9 protein-coding genes are annotated in these 13,403 nt (G+C 52.7%); 6 read left to right on the forward strand and 3 right to left on the reverse strand.

Going from position 1 to position 13,403, the window contains the following annotated elements; translation table 11 throughout:
- Positions 1 to 51: 51 nt before the first annotated feature.
- Both M1D91_RS05695 and M1D91_RS05700 read right to left on the reverse strand, forming a co-directional pair.
- Complete coding sequence (locus M1D91_RS05695) at positions 52 to 3,144, reverse strand: autotransporter outer membrane beta-barrel domain-containing protein (RefSeq protein WP_437433765.1); 3,093 nt, start codon at positions 3,142 to 3,144, stop codon at positions 52 to 54.
- A 200-nt stretch (positions 3,145 to 3,344) separates the two neighbouring features.
- A complete protein-coding gene (locus M1D91_RS05700; RefSeq protein WP_437433764.1) occupies positions 3,345 to 3,659 on the reverse strand; it encodes a putative periplasmic lipoprotein in 315 nt (104 codons plus the stop codon).
- Positions 3,660 to 3,838: 179 nt separating this feature from the next.
- On the opposite strand from M1D91_RS05700, the gene M1D91_RS05705 reads away from it, so the two are divergent.
- From M1D91_RS05705 to M1D91_RS05725, 5 genes are all read left to right on the forward strand, one after another.
- A complete protein-coding gene (locus M1D91_RS05705; RefSeq protein ID WP_437433763.1) occupies positions 3,839 to 4,471 on the forward strand; it encodes a LuxR C-terminal-related transcriptional regulator in 633 nt (210 codons plus the stop codon).
- Positions 4,468 to 6,249, forward strand: a complete 1,782-nt coding sequence (locus M1D91_RS05710) for a hybrid sensor histidine kinase/response regulator (protein WP_437433762.1) — start codon at positions 4,468 to 4,470, stop codon at positions 6,247 to 6,249. The genes M1D91_RS05705 and M1D91_RS05710 overlap by 4 nt, the downstream gene beginning before the upstream one ends.
- 223 nt (positions 6,250 to 6,472) lie before the next feature.
- Positions 6,473 to 7,309 carry a PRD domain-containing protein gene (locus M1D91_RS05715; protein WP_437433761.1) on the forward strand — a complete coding sequence of 279 codons (837 nt, stop codon included), beginning with the start codon at positions 6,473 to 6,475 and terminating at the stop codon, positions 7,307 to 7,309.
- Positions 7,310 to 7,403: 94 nt separating this feature from the next.
- Positions 7,404 to 9,314, forward strand: a complete 1,911-nt coding sequence (locus M1D91_RS05720; RefSeq protein WP_437433760.1) for a glucose PTS transporter subunit IIA — start codon at positions 7,404 to 7,406, stop codon at positions 9,312 to 9,314.
- Positions 9,315 to 9,376: 62 nt separating this feature from the next.
- Positions 9,377 to 10,804, forward strand: coding sequence for a 6-phospho-beta-glucosidase (locus tag M1D91_RS05725; protein ID WP_437433759.1), 1,428 nt, complete (start codon positions 9,377 to 9,379; stop codon positions 10,802 to 10,804).
- A gap of 52 nt (positions 10,805 to 10,856) precedes the next feature.
- Here the strand turns inward: M1D91_RS05725 and M1D91_RS05730 are convergent, their stop codons facing one another.
- Positions 10,857 to 11,744 (reverse strand): LysR substrate-binding domain-containing protein, encoded by an 888-nt coding sequence (locus M1D91_RS05730; protein WP_437433758.1) that lies wholly within the window; start codon positions 11,742 to 11,744, stop codon positions 10,857 to 10,859.
- A gap of 167 nt (positions 11,745 to 11,911) precedes the next feature.
- Here M1D91_RS05730 and M1D91_RS05735 point away from each other — a divergent pair, with 167 nt between their 5' ends.
- A complete protein-coding gene (locus M1D91_RS05735; RefSeq protein ID WP_437433757.1) occupies positions 11,912 to 12,754 on the forward strand; it encodes an MBL fold metallo-hydrolase in 843 nt (280 codons plus the stop codon).
- Positions 12,755 to 13,403 lie beyond the last annotated feature (649 nt).

Here is a 13,403-nt window from a genome sequence, read left to right on the forward strand (position 1 = left end):
GAAAAAAAGCCGCCCGTTGCGGGGCGGCCTGGTGTCAAATGGTAACAGAACTCAGAACGACCAGCGCAGATTGGCGTTCACCGAGTTGATACGCGTGTCGGAGCCGACTTGTCCCTTATAGCCCACGTTCAGCGTTGCCGCGTGCGGCAGCCTGAAGCTGACGCCCACATCGCCTACCAGCATATCCTTATCCACCGGCGCTCCTTCGGTGGTAAAGCCATCGCTACCGGCAAACGCCATCTGCGAGGAGGCTTTTTTATCACCGTAGGCGTGCTGCCAGCCCAGTGAACCATAGAGGCTGACGTTTTTCGGCAGTTCTGTCACGCCGCGCGCCCCAAGGGTGGAGTAGAACGTATCCGTCGTTTCGGTACGTACGCGCAGCGCGGCGGCCCCCCCTTTTTCCTGGAAATTATCCGTATCCACGCGGATATAGCTCAGGTTAATAAACGGCTCAACGTTCTCTTCCGGTTGACCGAAACGATAACCCGCTTCGGTATAAGCCAGCAGTGAACTGGCGTCATAGTCAGCGCTCAGTCGATCCGAGTAGCCGCTAAAGTCCACCCGACGCTCGGCGTCAATCTTATGCCAGGTATAGCCGACAGCGCCGCGCAGTGAGAAGGCCTCCTGACGTCCTGTCGCATACAGACCGAGATGGTAGTTATCGATATCTGATGAGGAGCGACGGCTGTCGATATCGTAGTTCCCACGGCTGTAACCGAAGAAACCACCGAGCCGCACGTTCTGCCCTTCCAGCTTACGATCGCCACCCAGCAGGAAACCTGCGGTGTTACCGTCCAGCTTGCCGGTATTACCATCGCCATCGGTTTTCACCCAGGAGCCAAAGGTCTGGCCCCATACACCGTTGCTCTGCTCTGCGGGAGATTGCACAAACGACATCGCCAGAGCCGGAACCGGCAGACCGTCATCGTCGAAGGACTGGATCATGCGCTGATTCAGTACGTTGAACACCTGATTACTGCCCGCAATCAAGGTGGACTGTACGGACGGATAAACCTCGCCTGATAACTGATTAAAGGCTTCACGGGCTTCCGGTGCGCTGAGCATCAGTAATGAGTTATAGAGCGCCAGCGATGGACCACTCTGCGTCAGGGTTGAGAGGGCACCAGCGGTATTCCACTGGTTACCCGTCTGGGCGACGGTCTGGAAAATGCCCGGTTTTCCGCTGCCCGGATTACCCGCGCCAGGGTTGCCTGGATTCTCAGGGTTGCCTGGGTTCTCAGGGTTGCCTGGATTCTCAGGGTTGCCTGGGTTCTCAGGGTTGCCCGGATTCTCAGGGTTGCCCGGATTCTCAGGATTGCCCGGATTCTCAGGGTTGCCCGGGTTCTCAGGGTTGCCCGGGTTCTCAGGATTGCCTGGATTCCCACCACTCTCTTTCTGCGCGATGCTCAGGTCGACGGCATTGGCGCTCTGGTTCAGCGCAACGTCGAGGAAGGCTGATTTTGACACTGCCGAGGCGAACTGGCCCTCAATGCCGCCTGCCGAGTTAAGGATGCGGTAAGTCTGACCCGTCTGATAGCTGGTTTGCGGATCAAGCGCGGTAACCTGCACGGTCGCCTGGTTGCTGATGGTTGTTTTGCCTTCAACGTTCAGCAGGTCGCTGCGACCGTCACCGGTGATATCGACGTCATAGAACGATTCGCCGATAAAGTTCAGGTAGCGTTTCAGCGTCAGGGTGCCGATACCACCGTCGCCAGGGGAGATGTGACCGCCAGAGAGAATTTCTGTCTGCCCGAGGGTGCCGTTACCCCCCAGAGTACCGCCCGCCTTAATCGACGCAGCGCTACTGTAGCCGAGGCCGTTGCTGACATCGCTCCCGGCGGTCGCGTTAAGGATCAGTGTCCCGCCATTTTCCGCGCTCAGGGTTTGAATCTCAAAAATATCGGTTTCAGGCTGCGTATTGATATCGCTGGCGATAATAATTTTGCCGCCTCGCGCAAGGACGTTTGCCTGCAACCCGGTCAGATCGCCGCTGAGCGTGGTTTGCCCGGAAGCGTTGATGACATCACCTTCACCACTCATGTTGTTGGTGAACTGGTAGTTTTCATCGGTATGGTTGAAGTAGACGTAGCTGCCAAACAGCCCGCCACGCAGGTTAATCGCCGTCTGTGGATCAATCGTACCTGCGCCACCCGCTGTACCCAGCGTCGGCTCAGTAAGACCAGTGCCGGTATCAAAATTGCCCCGGCTGCCGATAATCAGTGCACCGCGATTAGAGCCTGAACCCGTATCGCCCAGCACCAGCGTGTTGGCACCTGCAGAAACCGAGCCCCCGTCTGCTACCGATACTACGCCGTTACCGTAATCGCCGACGAGGAGGTTGCTGCCGCTGGTGAAGCGGGAGTTATTGCCCGCTACGTAGAGCTCGGCGGTTTTGCTCGACCCGGAAACCCCTGCGACCTCAATGCTGCCAACGGACACCGAGCCACCGTTAAGCACGTCCATATCGCCGTTCAGGGTGAGCAACTGGGCGACGTTCCACTGCGCGTTTTCCCCGGTTACCGTTGCTTTCGGGTTTAGTTTGTCAGCCTCATCCGGCTGGTAGCCATCGCCGATCCGCGCCTGGTTGGCGGTGGTCACCACTGCACCATTTTCGACGGATAAGGTGGAGCGTGAGCCTGCGGTGGTGCCAACACTCAGGTAGTTGCTGGTGACACGGGAGTTAGCACCGGTGGCAATGAGATGGCTGTCGTAGCCGCTCGTGGTGCCAACCACAATTTCTTTGGCACTGGCCAGCGCGCCGTTTTCCACCCGTAGCGTGCCGAGTCCCAAATCCAGACTACCGTGCAGTACGGCCTGATCGTTCAGGGCGTTCAGTTCGGCATCCGGCCCGCTGACCGTCACTGAGCTTTCATAAATCTGTCCGTTGAAGCGTCGGCCGATGTTGATGTTGTAAGCGGTGATTTTCCCATTATCTATCAGAAGGTTGCCGCTCTGATTACGACCTACATAGACATCATTGGTATAGACCAGTGACTCCGCGACGCGGTTATCGCCGTCAAAAATTGCATCAGCAGCCCGACTTTCCACGGGCGTTAAAAGCATCAGCGGGGCAGAGAACAGGGCGAGGTAAAGTTTAGAGAATGAAGTTTTTACTTTTAAATGGTGCGAGAAATTGTCATTCACGTGCTATCTCCAGATTGATTAACGTGATGTCGCGAAGGCCATTGTTTTATAAATATTAAAATACAGACGTGTGTGACCTTTTATTTCGCGAATTCAGGCGTGCAGGTAAATTAACCGGCGAAGCGAATACCTGTGACTCCCTGGCCATTACGCTTCGTCGAGTGAAAATAGAGAACGACAGTAATGTTCTCTGCGACAAATTATTTATGGGTAACGACAGGCGTACAGGTTGGTGCGCTCAGGGAAGGCGCAGAGCCTAAAATGCCTGGCATCATCATGGATGAGCAATCGAAAATTCGGCCCTTTTCAGTTGTCGCGCGGTAGGTAAGTTTCTGGCCGCCCAGCGCATCAGGCTGCGCGCCATTCACTTGAGTAACAGTAATTTCATCTGATGATCCCAGCCCCAGCATTTTTGCTGTTTCCGCCTGAAGCAGAGGAATAGCCTGATCGGTTTTTAGCGTTGAACAACCTGCTACCATCATTGTAACGGCAAGCGCGATGAGTGGTTTTTTCATAAATTATCCTTGTAACCAGGCAGTATCGATTGCTGCATGGCAATACGTTTATCTTTTTTAAACCCCGAGGTAAGATATTTCTCTTTCCGGGATTAAAAAACCCTCCTAAAGTAGGGAGTGGATGTTAATAGGAAAGTTGTCAGAATAACGCTGATACCACATACAAAAAGGAGAAAACGGTGGGAAAATATATTGCGTTGGTAATTGACGATCACCCTTTGGTGGGTAGTGGAATCGCCAATTTCCTGACGACCCATGTTGGCTTCAGACCCGGATTTGTGGTGACGGATGAGCAGAGTTGCAATCGTCATATTCGCGATAATGGCCCGCCGGACCTGCTGGTCATCGACTTTTGGCTCTCGTCAGGTACTGCACTGAAATTATTAAAAGAGATGAAGCAGCGCTTTCCCAAAACGCGTTTGCTGGTAGTCAGTGGCGATGAAAATAATGATATCTGGATGAAAGTGCAGAGTGCTGGTGGGCACGGGTTCGTACTGAAAAACGAGACGCCGGAATTATTTGGTCGGGCAGTTCAGGCATTGATGAATAACCAGTTGTGGTTTCCTGAGGCCAGAACAGATATCGCGGATAAAAATAGCAATATACTACAGAGATTTAACTTAACCCCCAGGCAATATGAGGTTCTTCAGATGATGATGCGCGGCCTGCCAAATAAACGGATTGCCTTGCAGCTTTCAATATCTGAACCCACGGTAAAAGAGCACATCAGCAATATTTTAAAAAAACTTGGCGTAAATACCCGCGTAGAAGTCATTACCCTCCTTCACGGCCACCGGGAAGAGAAACCATGAAGTGGATGGTTAATATGGAAGGTGGCGCCATTTCTCCCCGAGCCCAGATCCGGCTACTGAATAATACCTTCATCCGCCTGGTGTTTAGCTTCAGCGCCGTGCCTTTCGTGGGCATGCCCTTTGCGCTCTGGCTTTATTGGTTGGGTAAAGACTTTGCGCCGGTGGTGGTCTGGATTGTTATTTACCTGTTCTGTGCCGTGACTATCAGAATATGGCATCACCGTTATCAGCGTGAGGTCAGTGAAAAAAATGCAGAGGCGGTTCTGCAACGCTGGCTACCCCATATAAATAAAGTGGCCTTTGCCCACGGACTGGGAATTTCTTCGCTTTACTGGATAACACCGCAGGGTCAAAACTTTGATTTTTTCCTGCTGCTGAATATCAGCATCGCCGCGATCGTCGCCGCCAATGCAACGCATCTGACGCCGGTCATTAGTACTTTTAAACGCTTTTTTTTCACCTCCTGGGGCGTGCTGAATCTCGGCATTATCTGTCGCCTCGACAACGTGATGCTCATTGTTCTGATGCTGAATCTCCTCTATGGCTTTGCTATTTACCGCCACGCTTTAACGTCACACGCCTTTTTCATTCAGCAGGCCAGACTTGAAGAGGAGAGTGCCCGGCTGGCCGAACAATTTCGCCAGGCAAAAGAGGAAGCGGAGCAGGCGCTGCAGGATAAAAATCAGTTTCTGACCACCGCCAGCCACGATTTGCGTCAGCCCGTGCATGCGATGGGGTTTTTGATTGAGGCGATTGTCCATAAAAACCGCAACGATGCACTGATGCCGCAGTTGCTGGATCTCCAGCAAAGCGTGCGATCCGTGCAGTTGATGTTCAACTCACTGCTTGATTTGAGCAAAATTGAATCAGGCAATATGGCTACCGCTGCAACCCATGTGGATATCGGCGCGCTGCTGGACTCGGTTATCACGCTTTTTCGCGAGGAGGCGAGGAGCCGTGGCCTTGCGCTACGCACCTGGCGGCCCGGGCGGCGTATCCACGTGATGGGCGATCCGCTTCTTGTGCGCCAGTCCTTGATCAACCTTATTCAGAATGCCCTGCGCTATACCCAGCAAGGGGGCGTGCTGGTGGCGATTCGCCCGCGCGGTGCTGAGTGTCTCCTTGAAGTATGGGACACCGGCGTAGGCATCGCCGATGGCGAAAAAAACAAAGTTTTCTCACCTTACTATCGACCCGAACTGGCATGGAAGATAGACAGTGCCGGGCACGGCCTTGGACTTGCCGTGGTGGCGCGCTGCGCGAAACTGATGAACGTAAAATATGGCATGCAGTCCGTTGAGGAGAGAGGTTCCCGCTTCTGGATGCGGTTCAGGCAGTACGAGGGAGAGGTCAAGGCGGTGGACGTTGCGCCGGCTAGTAATGCTGCCGTCCCCGTTACGCGCCGCACTTCGTTGAGTGGTTCTTGCCTCGTGGTCGACGACGATCCGCTGGTGACCTCCGCCTGGGAGAGCCTGATGAGTAGCTGGGGCGTCGCCGTGCGCTGTGCCGCCTCTGCAGAAGAGGCATTTGCTATTGTCGACGACGGGTTTATCCCCGAGGTTGTGCTGTGCGATCAGCGGCTGCGGTCGGGTGAAAGTGGCTTTGAGATCTTAAAGGCGCTGCTTGAGCGTCTGCCAAACGTCAGCGGGGCGATGGTCAGCGGTGAATTTAACTCACCGGTGCTGCGCGAAGCGGAAGAAGAAGGGTATATGGTACTGCGCAAACCGCTTGAGCCTGCCACGCTGCATGCCCTGCTGACGCAATGGGCCGCTCGCTGATAAGCAGAGCGGCATGGCGTTACTGTTTAATCATCATCCTGATGAATGCTTTTCTGTGAATCTAATCACAAATAAGCGGGGCGACCATTGCCTTCGGCGACGGACTTCCTTATCAATAGCCGCAGAGGATCGTTACTGATAATGCAGGCGTGACCAATTTGTTCCCTGACGGGAATCAATTGGTCACGTTTTTTTTTACCTGAAGAAAACCGACGGCGCTGTCATGAAGATTTTGAAAGTATTTAATAACAATGTGTCTCTGGTTTTTAATGACAAGGGTCAGGAAGAAATCGTCATTGGTAAAGGGCTGGGATTCAACAAGCGCGAAGGGGATCTGGTGGATGCGGCCCTGGTGGAAAAGCGCTTTGTGCTGGCGACCGCGGCGCTCAGTAAAACCAACCACTCACTGGCGTCGCATATCAATGCCGAAGAAATTGAGATAGCCATTGGCATTATAAAAAATGGTGAACAGGTTTTAGGTTACCGGATTGACGAGGCGATTATTCCGGCTCTGGCGGACCATATCGGTTTTGCCCTCAAGCGTTCGCGTGAAGGGGTAACCATCAGTAGCCCGCTGAAATGGGATATTAAACAAATTTACTTCAACGAATATCAATATGCGTTGCAGGCATTACAAAAAATTCGCGACACCTTTTCCGTCGCCCTGCCCGATGATGAAGCCGTATTTATTACGCTGCATATCGTCAATGGTGGCATTCTGGAAAATGACATGCATGAAACCATGAAAGTGACGCAAATTATTAATAACATTCTCGATATTGTTAAATATCATTATCAAAAGGAGTTTAATGAGGCGGCCTATGATTATAACCGGTTCGTCACTCATGTGCGTTACTACATCATGCGTCATTTAAAAACTAAAGCCATTGATGACAGTGACACAACGCTGGAGCGGCTGCTGACCGGACGTTACAAAAACGATTATCTCTGTGCAATGAAAATAAAACGCTACTTAGAAAGTAAATATGACTGGTTAGTCACGCGGGACGATATTGTTTATCTCACCCTGCGTCTCAATCGGTTATCAGTAAATACCTGATTTTATTTATCAGCAGGCCAACACCAGGGAAATGTTCCGCCATTTTCTATGGCCTGCTATTACCTGAAGAAAAAAACAAAGACCAGGTGGCATCATGAAATATGAAAATGAGAGTAAAGAGATCGTCTCGCTGGTAGGAGGCAAAGAGAATATTCAAAGCGTGGTGCATTGTGCCACCCGCTTGCGTTTCTCTTTAAAAGATTCCTCTCTGGCGAAGGGCGAAGCACTTAAAAAATTGCCCTGGGTACTTACGGCCGTAGAGAGTGGTGGGCAATATCAAATAGTAATTGGCAGTGCGGTAGCAGAATATTATGAGGCCATACTGGCCGTAACCGGAAAAGATAAACAAGCCTCCGGTGAAGGTCATGATGCAGTAAAAAGTAAAAGATTCAGCATGGACGCGGTATTTGAAATTATCTCCAGCGCCTTTAGTCCATTAATTCCGGCGATGGCCGGTTCAGGGATGCTGAAAGCGGTGCTGACCGTGTTGGTAGAAGCAAAATTACTCTCTGACGCCAGCGATACCTATGCCGTACTCAGCGCTGCCAGTAATGCCATTTTCTATTTTCTGCCGGTGTTCCTGGGCATCACGCTTGCCAACAAAATCGGCGGTAATATGTACGTCGGGGGTACCCTCGGTGCGGCGTTGATGGAACCGACCTTTACCGCGTTGATTGGTAAAGCGGACACCACCTTTTTAGGCATAAGTCTGACGGCGGTAAACTACGCCACCACCATTTTCCCGATATTTATTGCCATCTTTATCTACGCCTGGCTCGATAAGCTGCTTAAACGCATCATCTATAAAGAGATCCAGCTCTTTGCGGTGCCGCTCATTTCCCTGATGATCATGGTACCTTTTACTGCTCTGTTCTTTGGCCCCTTCGGAACGGTACTGGGCAACGGTCTTTCGCATGGCGTGATGTGGTTGATTAACCAGAGCAAGCTGTTGTCAGGGATTGTGATTGGCGGCGGAATGCCATTTATGGTGATGCTGGGGCTACACTGGGGCTTTTCACCTGTCACTCTGGAAAACCTGCGCATCACCGGCGGGGACCCGATTGAAGGTATGGCAGTGGCCTCTGTCTTTGCACAAATTGGTGTGGCGATGGGCTTCTGGCTGCGCGCCCGCAAACACTCGAAAATGCGTGCGTTAACCGGTCCGGTTATTCTGACCGGTCTGCTCGCGGGGGTGACCGAGCCTATCGTTTATGGCCTGATCCTGCGCTACAAGCGTCTGATGGTGATCGTCGCGCTGGCTGGAGCTATCGGTGGGGCTATCTGTGGGGTAACGGGCGTGACCATGAACGCGTACGTTTTCCATAACGTCTTCTCTATCCCGGTTTACACCCCGAAACTCGGTTATTTCACCGGTGTGCTGGCAGCGATGATTTCAGGTGCTGTGCTGGCCTGGTGCTTTGGCGTTAAAAAAGGCGAAGAGGGAGAACTGCTCCCTGACGTGGCGGCTGTGCCATCCTCTGCACCTGCTGCACCTGCTGCACCGGTTGCTACGGCTACGACCCCGGCGGCAAAAAACGGACCGGTAAGCGATATTTTTTCGCCCCTGCGTGGTGAGGTTATCCCGCTTAGCGAAATCCCGGACGATGTCTTCTCCAGCGGCGTGGTGGGGCAGGGGGTCGGTATCATTCCACTCGACAACAGTGTTTATGCCCCCTTTGATGGCGTGGTCTCGTCCATGTTCCCTTCCCGCCATGCCATCGGCGTGACCTCGGATAAAGGCGATGAGGTGCTTATTCATGTTGGTATCAATACCGTGCATCTCAACGGTCGCTGTTTTACCCCAGCGGTGAAGGTGGGGGATCACTTTTCAGCAGGTCAGGTGTTGATGACCTTTGACAGGGAGGCCATCGCACGCGAAGGGCTCTCGCTGATTACGCCAGTGATTTATGTCGACGATCGGGGTTCCGGCGGCGATCTGCATATCGAGCAGGATGGCCGTGTTAGCGAAAACGACATTTTATTCAAAATTATTCGCCACCGGTGAATGCCGCTCTGCTGGCAGGGTAACGAACAGAAGATAACGGCTTTTTAAACAGGAATTTCAATATGAAGAACGATTTTCTTTGGGGCGGCGCGGTGGCCGCTCACCAGGTGGAAGGCGCATGGAACCTGGGCGGTAAAGGTATCAGCATTGCCGACGTGATGACTGATGGCACCAAAGTGACCGCGCGGAAGATAACGCCAGGCATTCTGGACGGTCATTTCTACCCCAACCATGATGCGATCGATTTTTATCATCACTACCCGCAGGATATTAAATTGTTCGCTGAGATGGGCTTCAAATGTTTTCGGACCAGTATTGCCTGGACGCGCATTTTCCCACGCGGCGATGAACTCACGCCCAATGAAGAGGGACTTGCCTTCTACGATGCGCTTTTTGATGAACTGCTTAAATACGGTATTGAACCTGTGGTTACGCTCTCGCATTTCGAGATGCCCTGGTATCTGGTAGAGACCTTTGGCGGCTGGCGCGATCGCGCGCTCATCGACTTTTTCACCACCTTCTCCACGACCGTCATGGCGCGCTATAAGCACAAAGTGAAATACTGGATGACCTTTAACGAGATCAATAACCAGCAGATCCTTGATAACCCCCTTTATGCCTTTACAAACTCCGGCATTATTTACGGGGAAGGGGAGGATCGCCAGGAGGTGGTCTACCAGGCCGCGCATTATCAGTTTGTCGCCAGCGCCAGGGTAGTGGAAGCAGGCAGAAAAATTAATCCTGAATTTCGCATTGGCTGCATGATTGCGGCAACGCCAAACTACCCTCTTACCAGCGATCCCCTGGATAACCTGCTTGCCCAGCAGGAAAACGAAAAGCAGCTTTTTTTCACTGACGTGCATGTGCGTGGGATCTATCCGTCATGGGTGCGTAAAGCCTGGGAGAATCGGGGTTATCAGATAGATGTGACTGACGAGGATCTTGCCACCCTGACTCGTGGCACCGTGGATTATATCGGTATCAGTTACTACCTCAGCAATACGCTCTCAGCGTCCGACAGAGGGGAGCGTCTGAAGGATAACCTGTTAGGTGATAATCAACTGGTGAAAAACCCCTGGATCCCCTCAACCGAATGGGGCTGGTCAGTGGATCCGACGGGGCTGCGCTATTACCTCAATATGCTCAATAACCGCTATGCGCGGCCCATCTTCATCGTTGAAAACGGCTTCGGGGCTAACGATGTCTTAACCCCGCAGGGAATAGACGATCGGCAGAGAATCGATTTTTTAAGCCTGCATATTGAAGAGATGAAGAAGGCCATTGAGTGTGACGGCGTGGACGTGATGGGTTACACCATCTGGGGCTGTATTGACCTGGTCTCGTTTACGACCGGTGAGATGAAAAAGCGCTACGGTCTGATATATGTCGACCGCGACAACGCCGGGAACGGCAGCGGCGCGCGCAGTAAAAAACGCTCTTTCGAGTGGTACAAAAAAGTGATTGCCACCAACGGCGATACCACTATCTAAGCGTCACTTAAGCGCCTGAAGCAGGCCCGTACCGGTGCGGGCCTGTTGCTATTTATCCTGCCGGAACTTCCTCCAGTAACCAGTGTGTAAAGGCCTCGAGCGCCACCTCGTTCGCCCCGGTCCCGGCAGGCTTCACCAGGCAAAAATCTTTACTCAGGCTGGCGGCAGCAGGCCAGGGTGCCACCAGCGCGCCACGGCGCACTTCCCTGGCAACATAAACTTCCGGCACCAGTGCTACACCCTGGCCGGAAAGCGCTGCGGCAATGGCCATTTCATGCAGATCATAACGAACACCAAGTGCGGGATTATCAAGCCGGATGCCGGACTCCCGCGCATAGCGCTGCCAGGCCTCGGGTGTCTGGCGCCGGTGGATGCGCGGCAGGGCATTTAACTGCGCGTCTGGATTGCTATCCTTTAGCAGATCCGGATGGCAAACGGGCACCAGCCTTTCCTGAAACAGGAAGATGATGCGCATCCCCGCCCAGGCCGGGTGGTCAAAATGGACCGCGGCATCGAACCCGCTGCCGGTAAGGATAAAGGGATCCGTCCGGACGGCAATATTCACCGTGATCTGCGGATGGTTCTGCCTGAAGTTGCCCAGCCGGGGGATTAACCAACGGCTGGCGAAGGTCGGTGGCGCGGCGATTTCCAGGCTGAGGCTGTCGGCAGGAATGCCTTTCAGATACTGCGTATCCCGGTCGAGACGTTCGAGTGTTTCACGTACCCGGTGCGCATAGCGTGCGCCATTCGGGTTAAGCTGCACGCGACTGCCGGTGCGATCGAACAATTTACACTCAAGCAGGCCTTCAAGGCGGGCGATCTGGCGGCTGATGGCCCCTTCGGTGAGGAAGAGTTCCTCCGCCGCGCGGGCAAAGTTGCCGTGCCGTGCGGCGGCTTCAAAGGCCTGCAGGGCAGCGTTGCTGGGGAGTTTTCTGCGCATTGTTAAACCTCATTGCCCGAAGGCGCGCCATTACTCAGTGATAAAATGTCACTGAGTAATGAAATAATATCGATTCTGAGGCCACTCTTTAGCAGGTAGCATGAAGAAACGTCAAGCAGACGGATGTTCGTCTTCGCGCTCACCGTCACTCAGGAAAGGTATTGTTAATGTCTCAGTCCGATTTGATCTCCTGCCAGGTGGGGGATTTTCAGATAACCGCGCTCAGTGACGGCACTATGAAGGCCAGCCTCGAGCTTCTCTCCGGCATTGAGATTGCTGAAGCCAGTGCGATTCAACAACGTGCCGGTATCACTGAGCCCGGCAACATCGATATTCATGGTTATTTACTTCGCGGCCGGGGGCGAACGCTCCTGATCGATGCGGGGACCGGGGGAAGAAATCATGCGGGTGGGCAATTAAGTGAGCGTCTTTCTGCCCTGGGCGTTCACCCTGAAGAGGTGGATACTATCCTGCTTACGCACGGGCATCCTGACCATCTTGGCGGGTTACTTAGCGCCTGCGGACAACCGGTTTTTCGCCATGCCCGGCTCTATGTCCATCCGCTGGAGGCGGCCTACTGGCAGGATGACGCGATGATGGCGCAGGCCGACGCGCGCAGAAAAGACAATTTCATGCTGGCCCGTGCCACGCTGGAAGCCTACGCCGGGCAATTGCGCTACCTGCAGGAAAATGAAACCATTGCCGGGATAGTACCGGTATGGCTGCCGGGCCACACGCCAGGCCATACCAGTTTTCGGATAGATGGCGCGGAAAAAAGTCTGCTTATCTGGGGCGATATCGTGCATTTCCCCCGGATTCAGTCAGAACAGCCTGAAGTTTCCATCGCTTTCGACTGCGATCCGGATAAAGCCCGTGAGACGCGACGACATATCATGTTGCAGGCGAGCAGGCAGAACTGGCTGGTGGGCGGTATGCATTTTGCCAGGCCCGGTTTTGCGTCTATTGCGCCATCCGAGGAGGGATTCAGGCTGACCTATATAGAGGAGTGATCGCGGATAAGCCAATACCAGGCGTCGGTGAAGCAAGTCAATAAAAAAGCCCCAACGGTAAACGTCAGGGCTTTCAGGTTACGATTAACACATTGTTTAACATTAATACACTTAATCGGTTCGTACTGCTATTTGTACAACCTTAAATGTACGCGTTTATCACTGATAATATTGGGTACTGAAAAAATAAAGCTATTCCTCCCATTAGTTATCGGTTAAACACTCCGCTGACAGAACTGATGCATTAAACACAGCGGACAAACAAGTACATCTCCCGGCGCGATATAAACTCTTTGATGCGTGACCTGACTGCCGTTGCGACAATAAAAAAACACTGGTTCGACCCAATCGCAACATTCGTTTTTGAATCATGGCGTTACATCATCGCGCGTTGGTCCACACCCTCTGCGATTGTCGAGATTTACAACATGGCCTGAAAGCACTGTCGCAAGGGAATAATAATTCTCCCGACGCAACTCACCCAAACAAAAATTACTTCGTGGCCTTTATCGCAGAAAAATTTAAAGAGCAGCGTCACTTTCAAATTAAGCGGTAAATATGTTTACTGCCCTTTGATATCTAATTTAGACAATTTTATGACGCTGTCAATACTGTCTTTAATAACATGTCTTTTAGATCAAGGTTGAAT

Source organism: Enterobacter sp. SA197, from assembly GCF_054131575.1.